General features: G+C 41.5%; 22 protein-coding genes and 3 pseudogenes. 8 read left to right on the top strand and 17 right to left on the bottom strand.

The features are described 5' to 3' along the window. Positions 1-307 (bottom strand): annotated as a pseudogene (locus HQ50_RS02280) (IS5/IS1182 family transposase); the annotation flags it as partial. Here HQ50_RS02280 and HQ50_RS02275 point away from each other — a divergent pair. Both HQ50_RS02275 and HQ50_RS02270 read left to right on the top strand, forming a co-directional pair. Beyond that, a pseudogene (locus tag HQ50_RS02275) lies at positions 304-561 on the top strand (conjugal transfer protein TraG); the annotation flags it as partial. The pseudogenes HQ50_RS02280 and HQ50_RS02275 overlap by 4 nt on opposite strands. 115 nt (positions 562-676) lie before the next feature. Then, the gene (locus HQ50_RS02270; RefSeq protein ID WP_021680139.1) at positions 677-1204 is read left to right on the top strand and encodes a very short patch repair endonuclease; all 528 of its coding nucleotides are present in this window, start codon (positions 677-679) and stop codon (positions 1202-1204) included. Between the two features lies 1 nt (position 1205). On the opposite strand, the gene HQ50_RS02265 is transcribed toward HQ50_RS02270, so the two are convergent. From HQ50_RS02265 to HQ50_RS02250, 4 genes are read right to left on the bottom strand one after another with little or no spacing between them, the layout of a single operon-like run. Beyond that, positions 1206-2273, bottom strand: a complete 1068-nt coding sequence (locus HQ50_RS02265) for a DUF262 domain-containing protein (RefSeq protein ID WP_039428011.1) — start codon at positions 2271-2273, stop codon at positions 1206-1208. Between the two features lie 11 nt (positions 2274-2284). Next, positions 2285-2884: a hypothetical protein gene (locus HQ50_RS02260; RefSeq protein ID WP_039428008.1), complete on the bottom strand. Its 600-nt coding sequence runs from the start codon at positions 2882-2884 to the stop codon at positions 2285-2287. A 10-nt stretch (positions 2885-2894) separates the two neighbouring features. After that, positions 2895-3971 (bottom strand): DNA cytosine methyltransferase, encoded by a 1077-nt coding sequence (locus HQ50_RS02255; RefSeq protein ID WP_039428006.1) that lies wholly within the window; start codon positions 3969-3971, stop codon positions 2895-2897. A gap of 5 nt (positions 3972-3976) precedes the next feature. Further along, on the bottom strand, positions 3977-4177 hold the full coding sequence (locus tag HQ50_RS02250; protein ID WP_021680135.1) for a helix-turn-helix transcriptional regulator: 201 nt from the start codon (positions 4175-4177) through the stop codon (positions 3977-3979). 256 nt (positions 4178-4433) lie between these two features. On the opposite strand from HQ50_RS02250, the gene HQ50_RS02245 reads away from it, so the two are divergent. The 4 genes from HQ50_RS02245 to HQ50_RS02230 all read left to right on the top strand — a co-directional run bounded on the left by HQ50_RS02245 (position 4434) and on the right by HQ50_RS02230 (position 14375). Then, positions 4434-5939: a DUF3945 domain-containing protein gene (locus HQ50_RS02245; RefSeq protein WP_039428074.1), complete on the top strand. Its 1506-nt coding sequence runs from the start codon at positions 4434-4436 to the stop codon at positions 5937-5939. 30 nt (positions 5940-5969) lie between these two features. Continuing rightward, a complete protein-coding gene (locus HQ50_RS02240; RefSeq protein WP_039428003.1) occupies positions 5970-8072 on the top strand; it encodes a type IA DNA topoisomerase in 2103 nt (700 codons plus the stop codon). A gap of 164 nt (positions 8073-8236) precedes the next feature. Then, on the top strand, positions 8237-8683 hold the full coding sequence (locus tag HQ50_RS02235) for a DUF1896 family protein (RefSeq protein ID WP_039428000.1): 447 nt from the start codon (positions 8237-8239) through the stop codon (positions 8681-8683). Then, on the top strand, positions 8670-14375 hold the full coding sequence (locus tag HQ50_RS02230; protein WP_039427997.1) for an N-6 DNA methylase: 5706 nt from the start codon (positions 8670-8672) through the stop codon (positions 14373-14375). Before HQ50_RS02235 ends, HQ50_RS02230 begins: the two co-directional genes overlap by 14 nt. 44 nt (positions 14376-14419) lie before the next feature. Here HQ50_RS02230 and HQ50_RS02225 read toward each other — a convergent pair whose 3' ends face one another. From HQ50_RS02225 to HQ50_RS02200, 6 genes are all read right to left on the bottom strand, one after another. Further along, positions 14420-15190: a YhcG family protein gene (locus tag HQ50_RS02225; protein WP_255327674.1), complete on the bottom strand. Its 771-nt coding sequence runs from the start codon at positions 15188-15190 to the stop codon at positions 14420-14422. A gap of 58 nt (positions 15191-15248) precedes the next feature. After that, positions 15249-15560 (bottom strand): helix-turn-helix domain-containing protein, encoded by a 312-nt coding sequence (locus HQ50_RS02220; RefSeq protein ID WP_039427995.1) that lies wholly within the window; start codon positions 15558-15560, stop codon positions 15249-15251. A gap of 15 nt (positions 15561-15575) precedes the next feature. Continuing rightward, the gene (locus HQ50_RS02215) at positions 15576-17624 is read right to left on the bottom strand and encodes an AAA family ATPase (protein WP_039427991.1); all 2049 of its coding nucleotides are present in this window, start codon (positions 17622-17624) and stop codon (positions 15576-15578) included. Further along, positions 17587-17946 carry a helix-turn-helix domain-containing protein gene (locus HQ50_RS02210; RefSeq protein ID WP_021680126.1) on the bottom strand — a complete coding sequence of 120 codons (360 nt, stop codon included), beginning with the start codon at positions 17944-17946 and terminating at the stop codon, positions 17587-17589. The genes HQ50_RS02215 and HQ50_RS02210 overlap by 38 nt, the downstream gene beginning before the upstream one ends. A 182-nt stretch (positions 17947-18128) precedes the next feature. After that, entirely contained in the window at positions 18129-18980 is an 852-nt protein-coding gene (locus HQ50_RS02205; RefSeq protein WP_039427988.1) for an RteC domain-containing protein, read from the bottom strand. 153 nt (positions 18981-19133) lie between these two features. Then, a complete protein-coding gene (locus HQ50_RS02200) occupies positions 19134-19631 on the bottom strand; it encodes a nuclear transport factor 2 family protein (protein ID WP_235317911.1) in 498 nt (165 codons plus the stop codon). A 141-nt stretch (positions 19632-19772) separates the two neighbouring features. On the opposite strand from HQ50_RS02200, the gene HQ50_RS02195 reads away from it, so the two are divergent. After that, entirely contained in the window at positions 19773-20087 is a 315-nt protein-coding gene (locus HQ50_RS02195; RefSeq protein WP_039427985.1) for a helix-turn-helix domain-containing protein, read from the top strand. A gap of 50 nt (positions 20088-20137) precedes the next feature. Here HQ50_RS02195 and HQ50_RS02190 read toward each other — a convergent pair whose 3' ends face one another. The 6 genes and pseudogenes from HQ50_RS02190 to HQ50_RS02165 form a co-directional block, all read right to left on the bottom strand. Then, positions 20138-20926 carry a carboxymuconolactone decarboxylase family protein gene (locus HQ50_RS02190; RefSeq protein WP_039428066.1) on the bottom strand — a complete coding sequence of 263 codons (789 nt, stop codon included), beginning with the start codon at positions 20924-20926 and terminating at the stop codon, positions 20138-20140. A 146-nt stretch (positions 20927-21072) separates the two neighbouring features. Continuing rightward, positions 21073-21861 (bottom strand): AraC family transcriptional regulator, encoded by a 789-nt coding sequence (locus HQ50_RS02185; protein ID WP_039428064.1) that lies wholly within the window; start codon positions 21859-21861, stop codon positions 21073-21075. A gap of 54 nt (positions 21862-21915) precedes the next feature. Continuing rightward, positions 21916-22434, bottom strand: coding sequence for a hypothetical protein (locus HQ50_RS02180; protein WP_021679521.1), 519 nt, complete (start codon positions 22432-22434; stop codon positions 21916-21918). Between the two features lie 26 nt (positions 22435-22460). Further along, positions 22461-22880: a virulence RhuM family protein gene (locus tag HQ50_RS02175; RefSeq protein ID WP_021679520.1), complete on the bottom strand. Its 420-nt coding sequence runs from the start codon at positions 22878-22880 to the stop codon at positions 22461-22463. Between the two features lie 20 nt (positions 22881-22900). Continuing rightward, positions 22901-23419, bottom strand: a complete 519-nt coding sequence (locus tag HQ50_RS02170) for an ORF6N domain-containing protein (protein ID WP_039427983.1) — start codon at positions 23417-23419, stop codon at positions 22901-22903. Positions 23420-23687: 268 nt separating this feature from the next. Then, positions 23688-24878: pseudogene (locus HQ50_RS02165) on the bottom strand (site-specific integrase); the annotation flags it as partial. A gap of 1157 nt (positions 24879-26035) precedes the next feature. On the opposite strand from HQ50_RS02165, the gene HQ50_RS02160 reads away from it, so the two are divergent. Beyond that, positions 26036-26377, top strand: coding sequence for a helix-turn-helix domain-containing protein (locus HQ50_RS02160; protein ID WP_039427979.1), 342 nt, complete (start codon positions 26036-26038; stop codon positions 26375-26377). Position 26378 lies beyond the last annotated feature (1 nt).

Raw genomic sequence — 26378 nt, 5'->3', positions numbered from 1 at the left:
TTGGGAACATCCGGTATTAAAATCTGAGTGCCATTAACCTCTTTCTTACCCCGATAGCCCCTGTCGCCTGCCAGTATCTTGATCTTTCTCTGTGTGAGGCGTTCCACTTGTGCCAACGAGGCTTCTATCGTGTGTCCATCATACTCATTACGAAATGATTGAGCACCAAGAATAAGCCCCGTAGCCGAGCGGATGATGGAGACCTNATGCATTGTACCTCAGGTTCGTGAATAGAATAAATCTTTTGCCGGCTATGACGTCGTTGAGCAAGAATCGCCTCAAATCTCTCTATCAACTCCTTATGAACGCATTGAGCAAAAAATTTTCCACTGCGAGATTGTAGTGGATAATGCAAAGATTGCAGCCGAAACAAAGGCTTATCAACCTATTCCTGTTATCACTGATTTTACGGATGAGAACGGGACAGACCGCATGAAAGAGCAGATACAACTTAACTACAATCGCATCAAGGAGGAAACGAAACAAATCGTTACCGACGAGTTAGAACGGATAAAGAATGATCCGGATTTACAACACTTGCTGCAACAAGAGGCTTCGTAGAAGTATATCACTCTTGCCGAGATGTGGCGGCAGTCATCAAAAATGTTTCTCATTGATTGTTGACACAAAACAATAGTTTTTCTATCTTTGTAATGTGTTGTTAAGTCAGTAACAAATGGATATTTGGGATAAAAAGAAACGTTCGGAAGTAATGTCGAAAATTCCATCGAAGAACACTAAGCCGGAAATAATCTTGCGGAAAGCCCTTTTTGCTAAAGGCTTCCGTTACCGGATTAATTATAAAAAGCTACCCGGTAAACCAGACATTGTTTTTCCTAAATATAAAATAGTAATATTTGTTCATGGTTGTTTTTGGCATGGGCACGATATTGGTTGTATAGACTCGCATATTCCTAAGACAAATACCGATTATTGGGTAAAAAAAATTGCAAAAAACAAAGAGCGAGATAAAAACAATGCTATTCAAATTTTATCAATGGGATGGAAAATTTTAACCGTATGGGATTGCGAAATTCAGCAACGAGATAACTTAAAACTACTGATCGAAAAAATTGCAAATACGATATTAGAATCAGTTGCTTCTCGGAAAAGTATGCGAATCAAATTTTACGAAGAAGTAGAGGGCAACCTCACAATGGTTGCCCCAAAAACGATTTCTTATCAAGACAAAATTTCTGAATAGTTTACTCGGAGATATTTAATATATAGTTTTTTAATATTTCAAATCGCAACTTTCTGTTTTTAATCTTATTTACTCCTTCCGAAGACGCTAATTTGTATTTTTTTATCGCTTCGTTATCAGGGGTAGTTTCCACTTCTGTATCAGATGAATTCTCGAATTCATTATATTTTTTGATAAATTCACTAAATCGTTCTATCATTGTGGTGTTAATATTTATCTTCTCTTGGGTTAAATAATCCATTAAAGAAAACACGGTGTACAGTTGTGTTCGTTTCCTCATAAATGAATAATTTTCTTGCGAATAGAATTGTTTGAATTTTTCAATCCATTCTAATATTCTGTTTTTATCTTCCTCATATTCAGGATAGTTGGATGCATAGTCTGTATATGCTTCATTCAGAGGACTTTGATTAGTTTGATTTATTATACCCTTTCTCGCCAATAAAATAAGAGATGAACAAAATTCGTCATTTTTCATTCTCTTGATATCTCCATAGTTAAATAGTTTATAGTCAATCCAAAATGGCAATTCGACAATTTCTTGTGTTAAATCAGCAAAGAGTCCCCAAGTATTACTATGCCTTTTTTCTTGGTCATTTAAGGAGTAATTTGTCAAGTTAAGGCGATAAAAAATATTCCTTATTTCATCTCGCTCTTTGTTCTTTATTGATACAATAGACAAGTTAAAAGACCATATGATTACCTTATCATCATTAGATAAATTCTCAAAGCGTTTATCTCCATATTTTTCTTTAATATCTTCACTTGTCAAATGCTCTTTTGATAACCGGAATTCATTACCTATGAACTGGACAATTGCATTTATTCTTTGCTGCCCATCTACAATGTGGGTTATGGTTTTTCCGGTATCAGGGTCGGTCTCTGCATCCCAGAAGTAAACTTCTGGAATTATCAATCCCATTAATATGGTTTCTATTAATCTTATTTTATCTCTTTCGAGCCAAACACTTCTTCTTTGATAACTTGTATCAACAATCAAAGAACTGTCCTTAAAGTCACGAAAAATATGTTCTACTTTCAGTTCATGTCTATTATATGTCAATCCCATAAGTGTTATATTTAAATTTTTTCTTTTAATTTTCTAATTCCTAAAATATGGTATGCCTCTAAATCTTCCCAGCTTCTATAAATTCTATAATTAATAGAATGGTAGATAGATAAATGTTTTTGTAAGGATTTGTTTACTTCGTCAATCTGATTGTTCCAATCCGGACGAATTTCATCTATGTTTTTGAAATTGTGTTCGTTTATAAACCCTCTAAAAATAGACGACGTTATTTGGTTATAATGACATAAGTATTTAATGCTGTATTCCGCCCTTATTTTATTCCATAAATGGTCAAATAGTTTAGATGAAATGATTGCAATGTCAATGTCAGAATCTTCATCCCCTTCATCAAATTTTTTAAAGTCTTTACTTGGAGATAAACTGCATCCAATTTTCCCACTCCCAACCATTAAAACATTATGAAATGCCACTCCTATATTTTTATTAATTATCTCTTTGAGTGCATCCATTTGGGCTATAGAATCGGCCTCAGATTTATGTTGATATTCGCTAAAATACCAATTATCTGACCGTAGCAAGTATTTAATGAGAAACTCTTTCTCTGAAAGTGTTCCCACATCTTTCCTTATAGATTCTACTGAAAAATCCATATACAATAAATTACTCGATTATTCTATCTAGAAGTTTTTTCATCGATTTGGCAATCTCGTTGCTTAACTTTACAGGGACCCCATTGCCTATCACTTTAAATTTAGTTGATAATGAGATATCTCCTGAAATCACATATGAGTCAGGAACTGTTTGTATTCTTAAGGCCTCTCTGACGGATAGCCTTCTTTTTTGTTCCGGATGCAAATGTACCTCGTTATTGCCATATGCTGCTGTTGGACTGAATTTATTTCTATGCAATTTTTTGAAACTTTTTCTAGAAGTATCTCCCTCTTCTATTTCGCTAAATTTTGACGATTTTGGCTTGAAGTATTCATCAGAATTTGGCAATTTACCCAATTCTTCCTGATTTATGATGTAACTTCCAACTTTTAATTCATCGGGTATTTTTTTTAATGCCTCAAAGTCATCAATTTTATCCCACTCAAAAGCATTTTTTGCTTTAGGGTATTTTTCAGTAGGCCATGGAAACCAATCACTTTGGCTTGAATAATTTTTCCGAAAAATTTTCCGGAATAAACCTTTTCTAATTCCAAGTAGGATAATTCGTTCTCTGTCTTGTGGGATGCCAAAATCCAAGGCATTAAGCAATTTGCTATCTACCGCATAACCATTTTCTTGTAATTGTTGGATTAATTCTATGAAAAACTCTTGATGCTTTTTTGTTTTAATCAATCCTTTTACATTCTCAAATATAAAGAAAGAAGGTTTAAGTGTACAAATATGATCTACATAAGTTTTTGACAATTTACCTCTTTCTCCATTTTTTCCTTTATTTTTCCCTCCAATAGAAAAATCTGGACAAGGAGGCCCTCCAATAATTCCCCATATTGGGGTATCAATCTTTTTTACAATCTTTTTTTTCAAAGATGAAATATTAATATCTTCGATAGATTCATTAGAGCTAATATTCATTTCTTTCTCTAATGTAGAGCTCATTCCTGAATTATATATTTTTGAAATTTCAACTGAGATTTCATTCGACCAAATAATCTCAAACCCTTCCTGTTCAAATCCAAGATCTAAAAATCCACCTCCTGAGAAATATGATAAAATAGGTATATTCATTTGTGTTATTTTGTTGAAACAAGTAAATCTTTTATATCTACATTCAGTCGTTCGGCTATTTCAGCAAGTGTTTCCAATGATGGCTGGTATTCGTTAGTACACCAACGTGAAACCGTTGCTTCATTTCTACCTAACTCTTCTGCCAACCATTTACCGGTTCTATTCTGTTCTACAAGAACGACTTTTAGCCTGTTCAACTGTTTCATTTGTCAAATTATTGATATACCTTGCAAAGGTATTGATAATATTTGATTTAGGCAAGACAAGTCTCCTCTTAATTACCAGTATCCTTATTACTAATGAAAACATCTTTACCAAAGTCCTGCTAAGTCCCCCTCAACGCCACACACCGCCATCCTGACGCCACACTCTTCCAGAGCCTTTCAAACAGCTTAGAATCGTTCTGTTACCGACTACTTTCGTTACGCATTAATAGTGATGCGTAACAAAAACAGTATAATTATGGACGAAAAATTAAATCCGAAAGACCGTGTTCTCCTGATGCGAGAAGAGGGAGAAGGCAACAAACTCCAAGTAGTAAAGGGTATCGACAAAAAAGGAAAAATCGATGCCATTGACCCCCTGAAGGCAAAGCCCAATGACTTTCTCATCATTGACCGGCACGCCGATCCGATTGAGAACTTTTTCAGAAACTTCTTCAACCAGTTCAAAAATCCGTCGCATATCGGTTTTTATGCCGTTACGGTCGAGATGTTGGACAAGGTACTGACGCTAACCGAAAAGGAATTGGAGAAATTCCGCATCAATCCGAAGAACTTCCTGAATCAAACACAGGGAGAGTCTCAATCGGCACCCAAGCAAAACGAAATTATTAACCCTCAAACAGAAGAAATGAAAGCCAACGCACCCCAAACAGACGAACCGAAAACCGATTTCCGGCAATTCGACACCAATCGTATTCCTGAAAGCGAGTATCAGAAATACGGCATCAAGCCGGAAACCATTAAAGACGATCTTAATGCGATGAGCTACGGGTATAAATCGCCGCATTTGCTGAATATTACTCCAAACATCGACGGCGTGGAGTATCCGATGAAAGCCCGTTTGTCGTTGGAAGAGCAGCCGGACGGAAGCTTGAAATTCGTGCCGCATCCCTACCAGCACCAAGTCGATTTGGATAAACCGTTTCAAGGCATTATCCTTCCGGATGACGTCAAAGAAAACCTGTTGGCAACAGGTAACGGCGGTAGAGTGGTAGAATTAGAGCCGAACATCCCCGGCGAAAAAGTTCCTTCATTGATATCCATCGATAAACTGACGAACCGTCTGGAAGCCGTTCCGGCAGACAGACTAACCGTTTCCCAAAACCTGAAAGGCACTGAACTCACTCCCGAACAGCAACAGGCACTCCAAGAAGGTAAAAAAGTGTTGGTTGAAGGAATGACGTCCAGAAATACAATCGGGACGGATCATCCCAAAAAGTTCGATGCTTATGTACAGTTCAACGCGGCCAAAGGCGGGTATGATTTTACTTACGACGGGTTGAACCGGAACAGGCATCAACAAAGCAACAAGGAAAAACGCCCATCGCCCGCGGAACCCAACAAAGTTCGCATCCCCCCAAACCTTTTAGGCGTCGATTTGAACGAGAAGCAACAGAATGCGCTTCGGGAGGGGAAGACAACCTATGTGCAAGGTATGGTTAAAGACGGGAAAGGCGAACCTTTTAATGCCTATGTAAAAGTTAATCATGAGAAAGGGAAACTCGATTTCTTCAAATGGGATCCCGACAGGGCGAGAAAACAAAGTGCCCACGTGAAGCCTGCCGAAGAAAGCAAAACGCAGGTTGCCGTCAATAGTCACGGAAAAACCAACGAAGCGACGAAATATGCCAAAGAACCTCTGAAGCAAGGTCAACAACGGCCAACGGAAGCGCAAGATACCCGTCAGAAACAGCAACAAGGCTTGAAAAAGCCTGTGAGAAAATCCTCCGGACAAAGAATTTAATTCAACCACTAAAAAAGATCCAACAGTAGTATGAAATTGATTATAGCAGAAAAACCGAGCGTAGCCCGCGATATAGCGGCTATCGTCGGTGCAGATAACCGCAAAGAGGGTTATCTGGAGGGTGGCGGCTATGCCGTTACATGGGCTTTCGGACATCTTGTCGGGTTGGCCATGCCTGCCGACTACGGCATCACGGGGTTTCAGGCAGAGAACCTGCCGATACTTCCGGCTACATTTAAGTTGATCCCCCGCCAAATCAAAGACGGCAAGGAGTACAAGCCCGATCCGGGCGTATTGAAACAACTTAAAATCATCGGAGAACTGTTCGACAAGTGCGAACGTATCGTGGTAGCGACCGATGCCGGCCGGGAAGGTGAATTGATCTTTAGATATCTGTACGCGTATCTTAACGGCGATAAACCTTTTGACCGTCTTTGGATAAGCAGCCTTACGGATCAGGCAATCCGAAACGGATTGAACAACCTGCGCCCGGGAACGCAGTACGATAACCTCTATCTCTCCGCCAAAGCACGCAGCCAAGCCGACTGGCTTGTCGGCATCAATGCTTCGCAAGCCCTTTCCATCAGTGCCGGAAGCAGCGTCTGGTCATTGGGACGGGTGCAAACGCCGACCTTGGCGATGATATGCAGCCGCTATCTCGAAAACAAGGAGTTTAAACCACAAACCTATTTTCAGATAAGGCTCCACACGGCAAAAGAATCGATATCGTTCCCGGCAATCTCTACCGACCGGTACGACACCCGGCAAGACGCCGACAAAATCTTAGCGCGTATCCGCTCCGCAGAATATGTCAGCGTATCCCACGTTGAAAAGAAGCAAGTAAGTCAGGAACCGCCATTGCTTTACGACCTGACTACCTTGCAAAAGGAAGCGAACAGCCGGCACGGTTTCTCGGCCGACAAAACCCTATCAATCTCCCAATCGCTCTACGAAGCCAAATTCATTTCCTATCCGAGAACAGGGAGCCGGTATATCTCCGATGATGTGTTTGCGGATATACCCGCCCTTATCGCTCAATTATCGGCTGATCCGTCATTCGGAAGTTATGCCCAAGCGCTATCATCGGGTACGGAACTCAACAGGCGCTCGGTAAATGATAAGAAGGTAACCGATCATCACGCTCTGATTATTACAGAGAATATGCCCCAAGATTTATCCTCCGAGCAAAAAACGTTGTACGATATGATTGTCGCCCGTGTGCTGGAAGCCTTTTCCGGGAAATGTACCCAAGAAACTACTGCCGTTTCGTTGGAAATTGCAGGTGTGTCTTTTTCGGTAAAAGGGAGTGTTGTTCTAACCCCCGGTTGGCGAGGCGTGCTGAATACACAGGATGAAGAAAGAGAGGATGACGCTATTTCAACACTTCCGGATTTATCTACCGGTGATACACTTCCTGTGAACGATGGGGAACTCTTGGAGAAGCAAACCAAACCTCGCCCTGTACACACGGAAAGCAGCCTTCTTTCGGCAATGGAGACCTGCGGAAAAGAATTAACGGACGAATCCGAACGGAAAGCCCTCAAAGAGTTGGGCATCGGAACGCCTGCCACCCGTGCGGGAATCATTGAAACACTCTTATCTCGCGAATACATTCGTCGGGAAAAAAAGTCCCTTGTTCCGACAAACAAAGGATTAACGGTTTATCTTGCCGTACGGGATAAAAAGATTGCCGACGTCAGCATGACCGGAGAGTGGGAAAGAGCCTTGAATAAAATAGCGGCAGGCGAAATGGATGCCGATACATTTCACAAGGGGATTGAGGTATATGCCTCACAAATTACCTCCGAACTGTTGGAAAGTCGGATTGAAAGCGGCCATGCACGGGAAGCATATCCCTGTCCGAAGTGTAAAAACGGCCGGGTCGTTTTGTTCCCGAAAGTGGCCAAATGCAATAACGAAGCATGCGGGCTTACCGTATTCCGGAACAAATCGGGCAAAGACCTGACCGACGGACAACTGAAAGAATTGCTGCTCAAAGGGAAGACCCCACTTATCAAAGGGTTTAAGAGCAAAGAGAATAAGCCTTTTGATGCGATAATAGCCTTTGACGCGGACTATAAAACCATTTTTGAATTTCCGCCAAAAACAGGTTTCAACAGGAAACGCAAATAAAAGCGCTACCTTTGCCACTAAGAAGTTCATACGCACCACAGGTTTAATGAGCGATTGTTAAGTCGGGGTACTGTTGAATTTTTTAGTGGCGGCACTGGGGAGGGATACCCCGGTGCCTTTTACTTATTTCAATTTGAATATTTTACCACTAAAAAATCATCCGTATGAAATACAATCCCCATTTAGATCCGGCGGAAATGTCTTACTTCCGTTTGAACCTCCTTTCTTATTTGCGAGATGCCCACCCCGACAAGGCCAATGACCTATCTTTCATTGCCGTACGGGGAGACATGGCCGCCGAAGCGTACAGCCAAGCCATAAAAGCGGGCTTAGACCACATTCAGGCTGCTGAAATAGCAAACGAAATCCTTTTCAAAGGGCTGCACTTCTCCCCATACAATATGCTTGTCGAAATCCTTTGGAATGAGTTTTACGACGAAGTTTCTCCCGGTGAAGCGGAAGAGAAAGCGAGAGTATTGTTACCCGAATGTCAGGCAGTATTTGCCAAATACCACCTGAACGACCATTACGCCGATACCCCTGAGTATTCAATCCTCTATACAGAGCTTGTCGGCATCATTCAATTGCTGTTAGAAGATGGGCTACAATAAGCGTATTCATCTGCGACAGAATATCGACGCCATCCGGCTGGTGTTGATGCTCGACAAAGAACGACGGGAAGCTACGCCCGAAGAGCGTAGCGTGCTATCTCTCTATTCGGGTTTTGGAGGGCTCAAGGCTATCCTAAATCCTGTTGATAAACCCGAAGATATCCGACATTGGTCTAAATCCGAAGCTGAGCTTTTCCCTTTAGTCGCAGAACTTCATCAGGTACTTCGTGAATACTCCTCCACACCGGAAGCGTATAAACAATATATCGGTTCATTAAAAAACTCTGTACTCACCGCCTTCTATACGCCTAAGCCTGTTGTTGACATCTTGGCAAAAACACTGAAAGAAAGCGGGATTGAGCCGATGCGTTTCTTGGAGCCGAGTGCAGGGACAGGAGCGTTTATAGAGGCTTTTAAGGAAGAGACTCTCGAATCCCGGTATATGGCATTTGAAAAGGATTTGCTGACCGGTAAAATCTTATCGCATCTCTATCCCGATGAGTATATCAGAATAGAAGGCTATCAAAAAATCGAGAACCGTTACTCCGGATATTTTGACGTCATCGCTTCCAATATTCCTTTCGGGGATGTAGCCGTCTTCGACCCGCAATTCTCGAATCACAAGCATCCTGCGGTCAAGCAATCGACACAGGCTATTCACAATTACTTTTTTACCAAGAGCGTTCAAACGGCGAGGGAGGGCGGAATCATCGCTTTTATTACAAGCCAAGGCGTTCTTAATTCGGAACAGAACAAGCCGGTACGGGAATACCTGATGACCGGTTGCAACCTCGTTTCCGCTATCCGTCTGCCGAACAATCTTTTTTCAGACTATGCCGGGACGGATGTCGGGAGCGACCTGATTATCCTGCAACGAAAAAGTGAAAATACATCTCTAAGCCCAAGAGAACAGGATTTTATCGAAAGCCGGAAACTGTCGAACGGTATTTCGATCAACAATCTGTTTCGCGACTTTTCACGGGTGGTGCAAACCCATTCAAAAGTAGATACCGATCCTTACGGTAAACCGGCCATTGTCTTTACGCACGAAGGAGGGATAGACGGTATTGCCCGGGATTTGGGACAAATGCTGAAAGAAGACTTTGCCCGGCATCTGGATTTGCGGCATTATCATATCTATACTCATCAAGAAGAAATAAAAAGTGCCGCACAGTTGGATTGGGAAGAAAATCCTTTGGGACTTGAAGACGTTTTTTCCGACGAGGAGTTGGAAGATATCCGGCTATCAAACGAACAGCAATTAACCTTAGAAGAAACTCGACCTACTTTTAATCAAGAGACCTCTCGTCCCCCTGATGATCTAGATCCTTTTTGGCAGGCTATTGAGGACGAGTGGTTCCCTGAAGAAAAAAAGTTTTGGAATCAGGAAGAAAAAGGTCAATCACGAGTAATTCTTCAAGAGGAAAATCATTATAAGAATGGGGATGGAGTACAGCAGGATACTCTCTTTAAATTAGATGAGTTCAAAGAGCCGACTTCGGAGGTGAAAGTAGATACGGTTTCACAAGCACCGGTCATTACGCTTTACGACCTCTTCGGTTTCTCGCAGGAGGAACGCAGCCAAGTCAAAAAGCCCAAGAAGAAGGTTAAGCGAGCAAAACCCAACGTAGAATCGGAGCAAGCTCTCCTTTTCATGGACTGGAGAGAGGAGATGGCTTACGAAGCCGCTCAAAAACGGGAGCAAGAGAAACAGGTAATACCCATCCCTTATTACCTTTCCGAAAAGATGCCGGCCCATTATCGTGAAGGCTCACTGATAACCGATGAAAACAACCGTATCGGCTATTTGCGGGACATGAACGGATTTCAGCCGATGTTCCATCCGCTTCAACTGACGACTACACAGCAGGCGAAAGCGTCCCTTTATATTGAGATACGGGACACTTATCACCACCTGTACAGTAACGAAGCGACACGATTGGAAGCGAATCCTGCCCTTCGTGAAATGCTGAACAGGCTTTACGACGATTTTATCCGTCGTTTCGGGAACATCAACGACCCCAAAAATCTCAGCCTGATCAAGATGGACGCGGGAGGAACGGAAATCCTCTCACTCGAACGCTACATCGATGGCAAAGCCGTCAAAGCCGATATATTCCGGCAGCCCGTCGCATTCAATCCGAACGAGATAACTCATGCCCGGAGTGCCAGAGAAGCCCTGACTGCTTCTCTCAACAAATATGCAACCGTGAACCTTGAGTATATGGCGGAACTCACGGGAGGAACATCCGAAGAACTATTAGATGAACTAAAAGGCACGGTTTACTTCAATCCCATGATCGCGGCTTATGAAATCAAGGATAAGTTCATCAGTGGCAATGTCATTTCCAAAGCCGAACAGGTGGAACGTTTTCTGGAGAGCCATGCTGACCATAAAGCGGCCAAAGAGTCTCTTTCGGCTTTACACGAAGCGATTCCCCGGCCAATTCTTTTCGATGAGCTGGATTTTAATTTCGGCGAACGATGGATTCCGACAGGAATTTACAGTAAATATGCTTCATACCTGTTCGACACGGACGTTTCGATACACTATGCCCCAAGCCGGGACGAATATACCCTTACTACAAACAGTAAAAACGTAAAGATATGGGATCAATTTGCGGTAAAGACCCAAAGTCGAACGTTCGACGGCATTGCCCTGATGAAACATGCCTTGCACAACACATCGCCGGACATTACAAAGAAGGTCAATAAATACATTGACGGAGAATTGAGAGAGGTGAAGATACGAGACGCTGAATCTATTCAACTTGCCAACTCAAAGATCGATGCAATACGAAACGGCTTTACCGACTGGTTGAAAGAACAATCCGAGGAGTTTAAAGAACGGCTGGCAGACAAATATAACCGCACATTTAATTGCTTTGTTCGCCCCGATTACGATGGTTCGCATCAAACTTTTCCCGGTCTGGATTTGAAGGGATTGGGTATTCCCAATCTATATAAGAGTCAAAAAGATGCCATCTGGATGGATATATTGAACGGCGGAGGGATTATCGATCACGAAGTTGGCGGAGGAAAAACGCTGATCATATGCGTAAGCTCTTATGAGAAAAAACGGTTAGGACTAGTCAATAAACCTGTTATTATTGCCTTGAAAGCCAATGTTCACGAGATTGCGCAAACCTACTGTACGGCTTATCCCAATGCCAAGGTGCTGTATCCCGGCAAAGAAGATTTTACTCCGGCCAAGCGGATAAAAATCTTCCATGAGATGAAAAATAATAACTGGGATGCCATTATCCTGACACACGAACAGTTCGGTATGATCCCTCAATCGCCCGAGATACAGCGGCAGATACTGCAAGCGGAACTCGATAGTGTGGAAGAGAATCTGGAACTCCTTCGGAGGGAAGGTAAGGAAATATCTCGTGCGATGGAAAAGGGACTTATCAAAAGACAACAGAATCTCGAATCCAAGCTGGAACGTATTGCTTTTCAGATTGAGAACCGGAAAGACGACACGGTCGATTTTCGCCTGATGGGTATCGACCATCTTTACGTGGATGAATCGCATCGTTTCAAAAACCTGACTTTTACGACCAGACATGACCGTGTCGCGGGATTGGGAAATGCCGAAGGTTCACAGCGTGCCCTCAATATGCTCTTTGCTCTGCGGACGATTCAGGACAGGACAGGTAAAGATTTGGGTGCGACATTCCTTTCGGGAACCACCATTTCCAACAGTCTTACGGAACTGTATCTTTTATTCAAATACCTTCGTCCGAACGAATTGGAGAGGCAAGGCATCAATACATTCGATGCGTGGGCGGCTATTTTCGCCAAGAAATCGATTGATTACGAATTTTCGGTAACGAATGAAATCGTACAGAAGGAACGTTTCCGCTATTTCATTAAAGTCCCTGAACTGGCCGCGTTCTATGCCGAGATAACGGATTATCGTTCTGCCGAGGATATCGGTATCGATCGCCCGGCAAAGAATGAAATCCTGCATCATATACCGCCCACTCCCGACCAACAGGAGTTTATCGGAAAGTTGGTGGAATTTGCCAAGACGGGAAATGGGGAGATACTGGGGCGTGAGCCTTTGTCGGAAAAAGAAGAGAAAGCCAAAATGTTGATCGCAACCGACTACGCCCGAAAGATGAGTCTCGATATGCGAATGATTGATCCTGACAGTTACGGTGACCATATAGACAATAAGGCTTCTCATGTGGCTAAAATGGTATCGGAATACTACAAAAAGTTCGAGGCTCATAAAGGAACACAGTTTATCTTTTCGGACTTGGGAACATACAAGCCCGGCGAATGGAATCCCTGCTCGGAGATTAAACGGAAACTGATGGAAGATTATGGCATTCCGTCGCACGAAATACGTTTTATTCAGGAAGCCAAAACGGACAAAGCCCGTAAGACCATGATTAAGGAAATGAACGAGGGGAAAATTCGTGTGTTGTTTGGTTCTACTGAAATGCTCGGTACGGGTGTGAATGCCCAGAAACGCTGCGTTGCCATTCACCATTTGGATGCTCCGTGGCGACCGTCGGATTTGGAGCAAAGGGATGGCCGGGGTATCCGCAAAGGCAATGAAATCGCCAAGCAATATGCCGGCAATAAGGTTGATGTGATCATTTATGCTGTGGAGAAATCATTGGATGCGTACAAATTTGGGTTATTGCATAACAAACAGCTTTTTATCCGTCAGCTGAAGAACAATTCATTGGGTAGCCGTACAATCGACGAAGGAAGCATGGATGAAAAAAACGGGATGAATTTCAGTGAATATGTGGCCATACTTTCGGGGAATACGGAACTGTTAGAGAAAGCCCGCTTGGAAAAGAAGATTGCCTCCCTCGAATCGGAGAGGCAAGCGTTTATGCGGGGTAAATCCTCTTCACGCTATAAATTGGAGGATGCTCTTACGAATGTGGAGAAGAACAACCGTTTTATCAGCCGCATATCCCAAGATATGAAAGCCTTTAGCGCTCGTGTACAGTATCAACCGGACGGTATTACCCGTTTGAATCCGGTACTGCTGGACGGTCTGCAAGGGAGCAATCCGAAGGAAGTCGGCTTAAAATTGAATGAAATTGCCGATAACGCCCGTACACACGGAGCACATGAGAAAATAGGCTCGCTTTACGGTTTCGATCTGCTGGTCAAATCCGAGACAACGGTCAAAGACGGTTTCGACCTGATTCAAAACCGCTTCTTTATCAAAGGCGCAGGCGATATTCTCTACAACTACAATCATGGGATTATAGCCTCCGATCCAAAGACGGCATCGTTGAACTTCCTGAATGCCCTTGACTCTATGCCCAAACTGAGGGACAGGTATCAGGCGGAAAACGAAAAGTTGCAGAAAGATATTCCGGTACTCAAAGAGGTGGTGGAAGGTTCATGGCGGAAAGAGCCTGAGTTGAAAGCCTTGAAAGAAGAGTTGATACGGTTAGACCGCAAAATACAACTCTCCCTGAAACCGATAGAAGAACAGGAAGGAGAAGAGGTAACTGCCGACAAGGCTGTCTCTTTAAAGCCTCTTAATCAATTACAAGTAAAACGCGAAACATCCATAGCACCCGATGTTTCATTACCTAGTACTTTGGCAGGTGTGAAAGAAATCATGGGAGACAGGCTTGTTATCTCATCGGTGGGAGGCAGTATGCCGAAAGTAGAGAAAAGAGAGGTTGTTAAAGGTGTAAGATTATAAACCAAAAGCGGCTAATCTCACAAGTTAGCCGCTTTTATTTGTTATCATTCATCAAATAATTCCTGTAATTTTCGTTGGAGGATTTTCTTGTCGGGTAACTGGGTCTGGTACTCCGATACCATCGTGGGTGATAAATACCTGCTTAGCGCATATTCTACGACTTCACAGTCTTTGTCTTTACATAACAGAACGCCAATGCTCGGATTCTCATTGGGCTTCTTTACATCCCTATCCAATACTTCCAGATAAAAATTCAGCTGTCCCAACTGTTCGGGCTTAAACTTATCAGCCTTCAATTCAAACGCCACCAAACACTGCAATCCCCTGTGATAGAAAAGCAAATCAATGAAAAAATCACTGTTGCCAACCTGTATCCGGTATTCCTCGCCAACAAACAGAAAATCCTTTCCCAACTCAAGGATAAAATTTTTCATCTGTCCGATCAGCCCTTTTTGAAGTTCTTTCTCATCATGGTCTTTCGGCAATGTCAAAAATTCAAGCACATAACTATCCTTGAAACTGTTTTTTATGAAAGGGTGAGTTTCTCTCAACACTGTTGAGAGTTTTGTGTTTCCAATCATAGTCCGTTCAAATAGTCCTGAAGAGATTTGTCTATCCAATTCCCTTTTTGAGTACCGTTCATTTATGCTTTGATTGAGATAAAACTCCATCTCTTCAATACTTTTGCTACGTGAGAATATAAGCAGGTTATTCGTCCAGTTAATTTCTCTCACCAGTGGTGAGAGTTTTGGATAATCCCTGTACGTTTCATAAAACTGTTTCATTCTCCAAAGGTTTTTATCGGAAAAACCCAAATATCATCAGTAGACACAATCTTCTGACAATATTCTGAATGCAAATTCCTTGGGTTCATCACAACGTTTCGGAACTTCTCCCATTCCGTTTCTTATTAAAATTCTCTCTGATAAATGTATGTACGTCGCTCTCCTTATAGAAAGTCTTTTGATAAAGTGTATGAAAAGGCAACTCCCCCGAACTTCGATAACGCTGCAAGGTACGTTTGCTCACGTGAAGCAATTGGCACAAGTCCTGATTGTCAAATAACAACTCTCCGTCCAACATATTCCGATGTTGCCCCATTTTATCGAGGGTCTTATCCAATCTGCTGAAGCGATCCATAATGCGTTCCATCCATGCTTCAAAATTTTCCTTGTCGATATACATAACCTTATGTTTTTTTTAGATGATGTGACCTATGATAAAGTAGTTTTGGTTCGAGGGATCTTTGATAATAATTTCTTTTTCTCTCATATATTTGATGTAACTTTTAGCGGTACGCTCCTTGACATCCATCGTCTGCTGGATGCGGTCGCAAAGATCAATATAAGTCAGATGCTTCTGCATACCGAATATCTCACGGGCAACATTCGCCAGTTCCTTTTCTTTCCGTTTCTCTTTCTCCTCTCTCGGTTTTTCTCCCAGATAGGTGTGCATGCCTATTTCCTTATTCCATGCAAACTGCATCAAGGGAACATCGAGCGGGCTTCCGTCCCTTACTTTCAATGCCTTGACAACCGATACCGACGGCTCGGTATCAAGTTCAATACTCAAAATTGCTGCTGCTTTACGTTGTAACTCCGAACCGAGATGTCCCCGAAGTTTCAGACCATTAGGTACATAATGCAGAACACAGACGATACACGTACGGTAAATCCCGGCCAATCGATATAACTCGTCTACTATACGAATGCTTTCCGCTTCATCGTTGGCAGACAGCACCAAGTCGGCAATCCCGTCGATAACCACCAAGCGGATGCCCTCGTATTCGTAATAGTATTTATCCATACTCTGAACAATGGCTTGCAAACGTTCTTTACGCGACATCCCTGTTAGAGAGAATGCCCGGAGCTCCTCAGGTTTCTCTGTCAACTTAGCCCGTTTGAGCAGATTAGATACATTCTTGAAAAGCTGTACTTCCGATTGCTCCGTATCATACAGCAGAATGGCTCTACCCTCCGGATTGTTACACACTTGGATGCCCAGCGTGTCTATATTTCGATGATCTTTGATGACTGCACCGGCAATTAAGGATGCAACATAGTTGCTTTTCCCGGTACCTTCACCTCCCGTGATACAAAGAATGTTGCCTTGTGTACCGAGTGGTACATCCCCTGCAGAAATTACCTCCTCAGCTTTAGCGGGAGGATTATTGAAATCGATTTCACATGACTTGAGCATGGTCATGGTTTCATTATACAGGTTGTCAAGAAGATCAATGAATAGTTTTTGGAATTCTTTGTGACCGTTCCCCTTGTGAAAATAGTCCGTAACATCTTTGTCTTTTTTATCTCCGGAGAGCGGTAATATCAATCGTTTGACGTCATACTCCGCCAATGCCTTTTCATGTCTCAAGGCTGCCTCTCTACCGGTTTTATCTACATCATAGAGCAATACGATATGTTTGAAGCGAAACGTAAGCTTATAGATGATTTCCGGCGAGATAGTAGAAGTTTCACTATTGAAACAGATGGCGTGAAAACCATGTGCTGCGAGTGTCATCACATCTTTTTCTCCTCCTGTGATGAACAGCGTATCTCCTTTCGATGGAAGTTGCTCCAATCCGAAACAATAGCCCTCGCCGATCATTCCGCCGTACAGGAAACGGACTTCCGAAAAAGGACGATAGATTTTGATATATCGCTTGCCCATATAGCCAAATATCGGCTCACTATCTGACGAAATGTAACCAAACGGTCTGCTTTCCCGGTTTTCGCTTCGGAACTCTTTTAGAGAAATGACTTTATACTGTTTCAGTATTTCGGGAGTGATGCCCGACTGAAACCAAAAATCCAGTTCTTTCTGTGAGAACTTTTGTTGGATGATATGATAAGGTTTGCTCTTAGGAGGCTCGCTATGCAATGGCGTATTCTTTTGTGGTAAAGGAATGGCTGATGGTCTATAAGACATGCAACCGGCATCCTCCAGATGCAAAGACATGTCCCGGTTAATGGTTTTTAGAATTTCCACGAAATCCGTTCCGTTGTTACAGTCCAGACCTTTGAGTTTTCCGACAAAAAAGAAACAGTCTCCACTATACGTATCATTACCGAAGTCTTTGATCCGATAGATGTTATTATGCCGGTCGAAGTAAACATTGCAAGATGCTTTGCGGTCTTCATACAGCGGATTCAGAAAATTTCGTCCCACTCTCCATTGTACCGGAATGTAGTGCCTGAACACGTCCAGTCCGTTATTTGTCCGCCTTAATATTTCGTCTTTGCTGAGCATGGAGCTTATGATTATTGACAAGGTCGTTCATACATTCATCGGTACTGCGGATTCTCTTTTCGGCAAGCATCCGTTTGATCTCGGCAATGGTATAATACGATTTACCGGAGATAATGGAATAAGAAATCTGCCGTTTACTGCGTAAACGTTGCAAAGTGCGTTCGCTGATTTTAAGAAAAGTGCAAACATCATAACTGTCCACCCACATTTCGTCGGGGTTCATCTTGTCACCGTCCTGATGGTCGATGACAAACTTGGCTATGGCGTTTATTTTAGCAACCAGTTCTTTGTAAGCTTGACTGTCTATAGTGATGACTTCCATTGCTGTAATTTTCTTGATTCGGTGCAAAGTTCGGAAGCCTGAAAACGATACTCTGCCAAGTTGGTAAAAGTTTTTTTGAGTCAAAAAACAACGATTTCAGAGGGCTTCTGTCAGGTCTGAAACGAACAAAAAAGAACTACCAACTTGGTAGTTCTCAGGAAAAATAATAAGTTGATCTTCAACTATCTTTCATCATCTTCATCCATTCGTCTGACAAGATTTTCAGTGATGAGATTCAAGTATTTTGTCCGGTCAATTTTTCGTTCCCGGATGGATACATAGGTTCTGTAATATTCGCCCAGATCAATATTAAAGACCGTTTCCAAAGCCATCATAATCTCTTTGATATCAGCATTACCTCGGTTAAGGTATTTGCTCGCATCCAAAGCATATCCCAACTCGACCAGAGCGACCTTGGGCCCTGTCCACTTCAAATCATTGACAGGATAGGTTGCCCTGCTTTTATTAATAACCGTCTGTTTTTTCAGTGCATGCATTTTCCTGTTAAGGAAAATACGTAACATCTCATTGCAGATGATTTTTGCAACCTTATAATCGTAACCTGTTGCAAATTCATTGTCCATGATATAGTGCACACTTTCGAGTCCCAGCTGATGGCAACGCTTGTGTCTGATGAAGTAATGCTTATCCAAATGGCTGGACTTAGAGCGGTAATACTGATAGAAGTCGAGGTTTTGCTGAAAGAAATAGGTCAGTCCATCCAATTCTCTCTGGTAATACGCTGCCAATGTGTCGTTGCTCCCATTAGGGCATTTCAACTCGATCGTATGTATTTTGTTGAAGTAAAGAAGAAATCCGAGAATCTCCGGCTTGATTTCTTTGAAAAAGACAATTTCATCTTCCTCTCTAATAGATTCAAAGGAAACAAAGCGGGTTCTTATCTCTTGCAAGCATCCTTCCAAGTATTCAATAATCGAAACCAAAGCTTTTACGGAGATATCACAGCTTTCCATGTCGATGGCCTCCAATTCTTGGTGAACTTCTTTTAGTTTCTGGGATAGGTATTCTTTCATCAATTGTTATAAGTAATACTTACCTGCTCGCTTTGAGGAATGTTTTTCACCATAATGACTTTATTGCCCATTACTGAAGACGATAGTGTATCCCACTTTCTAGCTGATTCAGAAAGTGGGGATAATATCGTCTTTTGATGATGCTGTAATAACTTACTTTTTATTTGACAGACTTGTCCAGAAAGCATCTTCCTCTTCAATTCTTTCGGAAAAAAGCCAGACCTCTTTGATAAGTCCGTCCTCCAAACGAAGCAAATCCACGCCTCTCATCGCCATAGAAACTCCATTTTTATCCAAAGCAAAACGGATAGAAGCCACCACCATAGCCCCATTGTCGGCAAGGTAATCTACTTTAATACCCAAATCGCCACCGCTCCATTCAGCCAATTTCCCTAAGTGGGCAAAGACGGCTTGTTTCCCGGTGAAAGTACCCGACTGAACGCCCTTGCCCGGCTGATGCCAAACCAAATCATCGGCAAAAAGCGACGCCACTTTTGCCATATCGCCATTTTCCAACGCAGAAAAATACTGCTGTACAATTTCTAAATTTGTCATTTTTAAATCTTTATTTTTAGATGAATTCTTGTTTTCACCGAATTGACAAGATGCAAATCCCATCAAAACAACTGCTAATAAAACTATCTTTCTCATTACCGATTGATTTTTGTGATGAAAAGTTGAGTTTTTGATGGCAAAATTATATCTTTGCTCTCTATTTGTCAAGTACCTACAATATTGTATGATACTTACCATATTGTTAGATTTATTGATAATCAATAATAAAAAATTGCTATGGAGAGAAAAAATTCAGACAATGAATGCCCAGTACGAAAGTCGATGCAGATTTTTGCAGGTAAATGGACTTTACTCATTATTTATCAAATCAACAGCAGAATAGTCCGCTACGGAGAGCTCAAGCGTGCCATTCCGGGTATAAGCGAGAAGATGCTTATAAACGAACTGAAATTCCTCTGCGACAAGGGATTGATTGCCAAAAAACAATACCCGGAAGTGCCTCCACGTGTAGAGTATTCGCTTACACCATTGGGCGAGAAAGTGCTGCCGATTATCGATGAAATTGCCCGATTCGGAATGGAAAATCTGTGAATCATATTCTAATGGCACTCTCTGCTATATGCACGCCATGCGGAAACAGGTCATTTACCTTCGTCAAGTACTTCTCTTAATGCATTCATCCCGTTAATGGCGGATGGGAAACCCGAATAAACAGTCATCAAAAGCATAATTTCCTTGATGCTTTCTTCGGAAAGTCCGACATTCAAGCCTGCTTCGATATGAAACTTCAACTGGGGGCGGGCATTGCCCAAGGCTGTTAACGCTGCAATGGTGGCTATTTGACGATATTTTCTGTCCAAATTTTCTCTTGAGAAAATATCTCCATATCCGTATTCGAGTATAAATTGTGTCAATTCAGGAGCAAAACCATCGTAAGTGCTTTGCAGCTTTTCCACCATTCCCGGAGCTATCGCCGACAATTGCTGTTTTCCTAACTGCAATCGGTCTTGGGCGTTTTTTCTTTCTTCAAAACCCTCATTGTCAGAAACACCATGCTGTTTTCGTTCCTGCAAGACTTCTTTTAATGCATTCATCCCGTTAATGGCAGAAGGGAATCCGGCATAAACAGACATTTGTAAAACAACCTCTTTCAGCTCATCGACAGAGCTTCCCGTATTGAGCGCTCCGTTGAGATGAACCTTCAGTTGCGGTCGGGCATTGCCCAATGCCGTAAGTGCAGCAACTACCGCAATTTCTTTCGATTTCAAATCCAAGCCGTCACGAGAATAAATATCTCCAAACGAATACTCTATAATGAATCTTCCCAAGTCGGGAGAAATCTCTTTGAGACTTTCAATTACTTTCTTGCCGGCCTCACCATCAATTTCTTTAAGCTTTTGCCAGCCTCTATTAAAACGTTCTGAATCCATATCTCTTTCTTTTATTTGTGCTTGTGGCAAACGCTGAAATAAATAAAAACAAAATACCAATTATCGGTTTCATCTTTTTTTGGGTTACAAAGATAATTCGGCAAGAATGCGTTCGGATAGGATTTTTCTCCTTTATTTGGGTGCTTTTACGACCTTTTTAGATATTTCTTTTGGAAAGCAGTCGGTGAGAAAGATGTTTTCCGGCGAAATATTTTTGCAAAATAAGAGTTGTCTTCAAATCCTAATTTAAAAGCGATTTCATTGATGTTCAGAGAGGTGTATAACAATAATCTTTTGGCTTCGGTTATTTTCATATCCAACTGCAACTGCTTAGCTGAAAGCCCCGTTTGCACTTTGCATAGTTCACTTAGTGTATCAGGAGTTGTTTTCAGTCGTTCGGCATAAGCTGTTATGGGTAGATTCGTATGGATATTTTCCATAAGTAGTTTTTTGTACTTAAAAATCAAGCTATCCTGACTCCTATAAATAGTCGTCCCATTCTTAAGCAAAGAAATAAAATAGGAAATGGCTATCTCCTGCTTTTGCTTATCCTCTTCCGCAAGCATTTTCTTCAAAACAGTCTCCATAAAAGAGATTTCCTCTTTGTCAATATCCCGGTAGGGAGTAGAAAAATCAATATTATACTGTTGAGCAAAAGACGTTTCCATCAAGATGAAATAACCCTGTGTCTCAGCAGAATATTCCCAGTTATGGATTTGTCGAGGATTTGTGGTAAAAATTCGCTGAGGGCAAATTTCGTATTCTTCAAAGTCAATAACATTAAGCCCTTTTCCTTGAGTAAACCAGACGATTGAATAAAAATTGTGTCTGTGAGGCCATTCAATATCTGCGTCCGGCGTCTCTTCAAAAATGCCGATATAATGCTGTACCGGTTCGGTACTATCTAATATGTCGCTAATTTTATAGATTTTCACTTGAAAGAGTTTTTCTTGCAAAATTACAATATATACCAACAAATCCCCAACATATCAAATTCCATTCTTCCTATAACATTGATTCCCATTAGGGGATAAATAAAAATCAAATGTTTCCTCAACGGTCGTACCTGAGATATTGAGCAAATACTTACAACGGATAATCACAGCCAGCACATCATTTGTATTTCTACTGCCATATCCCTGTAAGTTGTCAGGAAGTAAACTTTTAAGCGAGTCGATACGAGCATCCATTCTTTGAATATCTACCGCATATCTATCATATTCACTTTTAAGTTTTGTCTTGGTTTGTAACTCCTTGGTCATAGCTTTGGCAAGTTCGATACGTTTGATGACAACTTCCTTATCCTTTCTAAAATCGTTTGTCAGATAAGCAATACTGTCGGCAACCGTGACTGTGCCTTGTTCCGACATTTCCAATACCTTAAAGTCAATGCCGGATTGACCTTTCAATACATAATCACGAATGGTTTTCTCGTACTTGCTATTCATATTTGAACCACTGCAAGCAACGAAGAGAACCGCAATCAAAAAATAAATTGTCTTTTTCATAACTGAATTGTTTGTGAATATTCTACTTAATTTAGTTTTATATCAGCAAATCTTGACGATAAGTTATATACCACCCAAACCTCTTTTCCTCTTTCTGGTTTTGTACGGATATATTCGGTCAAAGCCTTCATGACCCATTCCCTAAAAGCTCTTGCTTCAAAGGAGGCCGTCCGGTAGCTTACGAATATGAGAGCATCCAAATTATAGAGCTTCATTTCAGATTCGCGACCATTATACTTATATTTATGTATACAGCTCACTTCGTCTTCACACAATAACCCGAATTTGAATATACTCCGAAGCTGATTGCCGATGCTACTTACATACACATTGAACAGACTCGCAATCTCATGCTTAGTCATCCATAAAGTGCAATTTACAAGTTTTGCTTCAACAACAAATTGATTTTCGCCGTTTTCTCGGATTTTGATATAACCTCGATTCATAACACAACATATTTAATCGGTTATTCCTCCTCTTGCTTTGCTGTGAAACCGATTTGCCGGCGAGGTTTGTTTTCCTGCTCTTTTTGTGATGCGAGTTCGGTGAGTGCTTGGTAGATGTCACTAAACTGCATATTCGTTTCAATCATAAATTCCTCCAGTTTGCGATTCAGTTCGGCGTAGCCTAAGGCGTATTGACGCAGTATCACGAATGCTCGCATGATAGAGATATTCACCTCGATAGCTTGGGGACTTCTCAATACGGAAGAGAGCATTGCCACCCCTTGTTCGGTAAATGCAAATGGAAGGGCTGGACTGAATTTCAGGTTCTGAGGCAGGTTGTCACACATTGTGATAAGCTCTTGCCATTCACTTTTCGTGAGTTCAAACATAAAATCCGGTGGAAAACGCTTTATATTACGTTTCACAGCTTGTTTCAACGCACGTGTTTCAACCTCATAGAGCTCGGCAAGATTATAATCGAGCATTACTCGTTGTCCCCGAATCTCGAAAATCTTGTTTTGAATAAGTTGTAATTCCATATATTGAAACCAATTAGTTGATGTTTGCTATGGAGATTTCTGTCTTTACTTTTGAGTGAAGACCCATTTTCTTCTCAAATGTATGTGCCCAAAGGGAAGACTTCTCTTCTTCGGAAAGACTGTGCCACATTGTAGATATACGTTTAACCCTTTCCGGATCATGCGACAATGTATCCGGAAGATTAAACAATGCCATCTTCTCTCCCAAAGAAAGGCACTCGAATAATCTGTCTAAACATGAATTCGACCTTATTCTCTTTTCCTCCAATCGTTTTGCGAATGACGCCATATCGCTGCTTACCTTTGCATCGGTAATCCGAGCATAAATCTGTGTCGTTTTGATATTGGTGTGTCCCAACATTTTCGATACGCTCTCTATGGAAACTCCTTTTGTAAGCGTTAAAGTTGCAAAAGTGTGGCGGGCAAGATGGAAGGTCAAGTCTTTGCCTATGCCACAAATTGTTCCGATTTCTTTCAAGTATTCGTTCATTTTCTGGTTACTCGCTACAGGAAGGACTTTATCATTGGGCAGTTTTCCTGAGTATTTTTCAATAATCTTCTTAGGAATATCCAGTAGAGGCACACTAAAACTCACTCCGGTTTTCTCCCGTTTACCCATTACCCACAGTCTGTCATCAAACGAAGTGCGGATATTGGATTGACGCAGGTTTTTTACGTCAATGTATGCCAAACCTGTAAAACAACTGAAAATGAAGATATCCCTGACTTTCTCCAAGCGTTCGGTCGTGAACTCTTTTTGCATGATAGTGTCTATCTCTTGCTGCGTAAGGTATCCGCGATCCGTTTTTTGGAATCTTATTTTGAAGTTGGCAAACGGGTCGATGTGTATCCAGCCGTTATTTTTAGCCATGATAATAATGGTACGGAAGCGCTGAAGAAATTTAGCTGTAGTGTTCGGAGCACACCGGCAGGTGGTCATCAGGTAAATCTCAAAATTGTGCAGAAACATGTGATTTACTTCTTTCAGAGAAATATCAGAGACGTTATAGTACTCTTTAATAAATCCAGCCATCCGCTTATAGGCTACTTCATATTTTTGAAGCGTCTCTTTAGATTTATTGATACCAACCAGTTTTGCCACATCCTTATTGTGCCGTTGAAAGAGTTCTAAAACTGTCTGGTGTTTTACCTCAATCCCCAGAAAGAGATTCTTTACCCGTTCGGCATTAACGTTATTCTCCTTGGTCTGCAAATCATGATATACGTTATGGATGCTTGTCTTAATAGTATCCAGAAGGGCATTGATTTCGACCGCTTCTTTCGATTTGCCTATGGCAGCACCGGTTTTGGCATTCCATACATTTAGATTCACATTTGTCTTCGTATAGAAACGGCTGGCCTGCCCGTCAATCGTGATGCGACACATAATCGGAAACGTGCCGTCTGCCCGTTGTTTGTCCTTTTTTACGTAGAAAAGGATGCGAAAAGTACTTTTCATAAACTCATTTTTTACTGTTACAAAACTACAATGAACTATCTCAAAATGAATCTTATGCGTACTGCCAAATCGGTACATTGTCCTGCCAATTTCGGACAAACTGTACCCCCTTCGTCTTAATTTACTGTACCCCTTGTATTTTTCGAGGTAGGGGGTACAGTTTAGGGCCTCTATTTTGTCGTTTTTTGTCTTTTTCTTGACTTTCGACTAAGACAAAATACATAGAAAAAGCCCTTCAAATTCACTGAATTTGAAGGGCTTGTCTTTCTTTTGTCGCCTTTTGTCTTAGGCTTTCTGCGGTATGGACGGGAAAAGAACCATCCATTGTATCCTTTTTATTTTCAGCTCCTTAAAAGGAAGTCTTTGCTTATGTAACCAAAATGAAACCAAAGACAGATTATCTTCAGACGATGCTCAGACGACATTTTTTGATGTCCTTAGATAAAGGAGCAAAGGAAATTCATTTTGCTCTTCAGACTTCTTTCAGACTAACTGAATTGTTCCAGCGGTGCGTACGGGATATGAACCAACCCGTATCAACAACCTTATTTCCAACTGTTTAATGAATGGCATTTGTCTATTGCAACCAAAACGGAACCACAGAGTAGTTATTTTCAGGCTATGTATAGACGAAACCTCATTACTCAAATTTCAGGTACAAAGGTATTACTTTTTTGAACCTAAACCAAACTTTATGTGAAATAAATAATTGAAAAAATTTTGGGTTACATTTTTAGTGCAAGTGCAAGCCCCCTATATATAAGGGGAGCTTGCACTTGCACTAACGGAACCTGTATCTGTATTATCCTGATTTTAGTTGTTTATTAGTCATTCAATCTCTACGTAAGCCAATTTTATCGGATAACATAATTCCCTTTTTTCTTCCTGTTTTTTTGTATCATTCTTCAAGCCTCTAAAATATAATCATAGCAGATAATGAGGTTCTCCTGCATATGTGTTGAAAAATCATAACAAACCGCAATGATGTTAAATATTTTCCATTGAACGCAACGGCCTATACTTTAGTCTCATTTTAGATATAGAGACGTATATTATAAAAACCATTGCATCCTACGCAAAATTCTTTACGGAAAGCGAAAAAAGATGTGTAATAAAAGTAATGGAAGCTGCCGGGGTGCAACTAACTTTACATTGTTATGCAGAACGTAGGATTAAGACTCAAACAGGAGCGGAACAGAAAAGGCTATTCTTTACAGTATGTTGCTGCTTCACTGAGTGTTAGTACCACTACAGTCTATCGGATCGAAACCGGAAATAAATATTTAAGTATGGAGCTTTTCGACCGGTACTGTGAACTTTTGGGACTGAATCCCAGAGACGTGTTTTCGAATCCTGCAATGGAAGAACGAGACCGGATTGCTCTTGAGATCGGCCGAAGGTTTATAGAGATAATGGAGTTGGGGGTAACAATTATCCTGCCCAAGATTATGAATATCAATATCCGCCCCGGGCCTCCGGACAGTAAAATGAAACAATAGA

Source organism: Porphyromonas sp. COT-052 OH4946 (genome assembly GCF_000765965.1).
GTDB lineage: Bacteria > Bacteroidota > Bacteroidia > Bacteroidales > Porphyromonadaceae > Porphyromonas > Porphyromonas gulae.
This window is presented reverse-complemented; position numbering and strand designations above follow the sequence as displayed.

What these genes read in the sequence shown, in the direction of transcription:
- HQ50_RS02270 (WP_021680139.1), top strand. Translation starts at nt 677, where the DNA reads ATGGATATTTGGGATAAAAAGAAACGTTCGGAAGTAATGTCGAAAATT.
- HQ50_RS02265 (WP_039428011.1), bottom strand. Translation starts at nt 2,273, where the DNA reads ATGGGATTGACATATAATAGACATGAACTGAAAGTAGAACATATTTTT.
- HQ50_RS02260 (WP_039428008.1), bottom strand. Translation starts at nt 2,884, where the DNA reads ATGGATTTTTCAGTAGAATCTATAAGGAAAGATGTGGGAACACTTTCA.
- HQ50_RS02255 (WP_039428006.1), bottom strand. Translation starts at nt 3,971, where the DNA reads ATGAATATACCTATTTTATCATATTTCTCAGGAGGTGGATTTTTAGAT.
- HQ50_RS02250 (WP_021680135.1), bottom strand. Translation starts at nt 4,177, where the DNA reads ATGAAACAGTTGAACAGGCTAAAAGTCGTTCTTGTAGAACAGAATAGA.
- HQ50_RS02245 (WP_039428074.1), top strand. Translation starts at nt 4,434, where the DNA reads ATGGACGAAAAATTAAATCCGAAAGACCGTGTTCTCCTGATGCGAGAA.
- HQ50_RS02240 (WP_039428003.1), top strand. Translation starts at nt 5,970, where the DNA reads ATGAAATTGATTATAGCAGAAAAACCGAGCGTAGCCCGCGATATAGCG.
- HQ50_RS02235 (WP_039428000.1), top strand. Translation starts at nt 8,237, where the DNA reads ATGAAATACAATCCCCATTTAGATCCGGCGGAAATGTCTTACTTCCGT.
- HQ50_RS02230 (WP_039427997.1), top strand. Translation starts at nt 8,670, where the DNA reads ATGGGCTACAATAAGCGTATTCATCTGCGACAGAATATCGACGCCATC.
- HQ50_RS02220 (WP_039427995.1), bottom strand. Translation starts at nt 15,560, where the DNA reads ATGTATATCGACAAGGAAAATTTTGAAGCATGGATGGAACGCATTATG.
- HQ50_RS02215 (WP_039427991.1), bottom strand. Translation starts at nt 17,624, where the DNA reads ATGCTCAGCAAAGACGAAATATTAAGGCGGACAAATAACGGACTGGAC.
- HQ50_RS02210 (WP_021680126.1), bottom strand. Translation starts at nt 17,946, where the DNA reads ATGGAAGTCATCACTATAGACAGTCAAGCTTACAAAGAACTGGTTGCT.
- HQ50_RS02205 (WP_039427988.1), bottom strand. Translation starts at nt 18,980, where the DNA reads ATGAAAGAATACCTATCCCAGAAACTAAAAGAAGTTCACCAAGAATTG.
- HQ50_RS02200 (WP_235317911.1), bottom strand. Translation starts at nt 19,631, where the DNA reads ATGAGAAAGATAGTTTTATTAGCAGTTGTTTTGATGGGATTTGCATCT.
- HQ50_RS02195 (WP_039427985.1), top strand. Translation starts at nt 19,773, where the DNA reads ATGGAGAGAAAAAATTCAGACAATGAATGCCCAGTACGAAAGTCGATG.
- HQ50_RS02190 (WP_039428066.1), bottom strand. Translation starts at nt 20,926, where the DNA reads ATGGATTCAGAACGTTTTAATAGAGGCTGGCAAAAGCTTAAAGAAATT.
- HQ50_RS02180 (WP_021679521.1), bottom strand. Translation starts at nt 22,434, where the DNA reads ATGAAAAAGACAATTTATTTTTTGATTGCGGTTCTCTTCGTTGCTTGC.
- HQ50_RS02175 (WP_021679520.1), bottom strand. Translation starts at nt 22,880, where the DNA reads ATGAATCGAGGTTATATCAAAATCCGAGAAAACGGCGAAAATCAATTT.
- HQ50_RS02170 (WP_039427983.1), bottom strand. Translation starts at nt 23,419, where the DNA reads ATGGAATTACAACTTATTCAAAACAAGATTTTCGAGATTCGGGGACAA.
- HQ50_RS02160 (WP_039427979.1), top strand. Translation starts at nt 26,036, where the DNA reads ATGCAGAACGTAGGATTAAGACTCAAACAGGAGCGGAACAGAAAAGGC.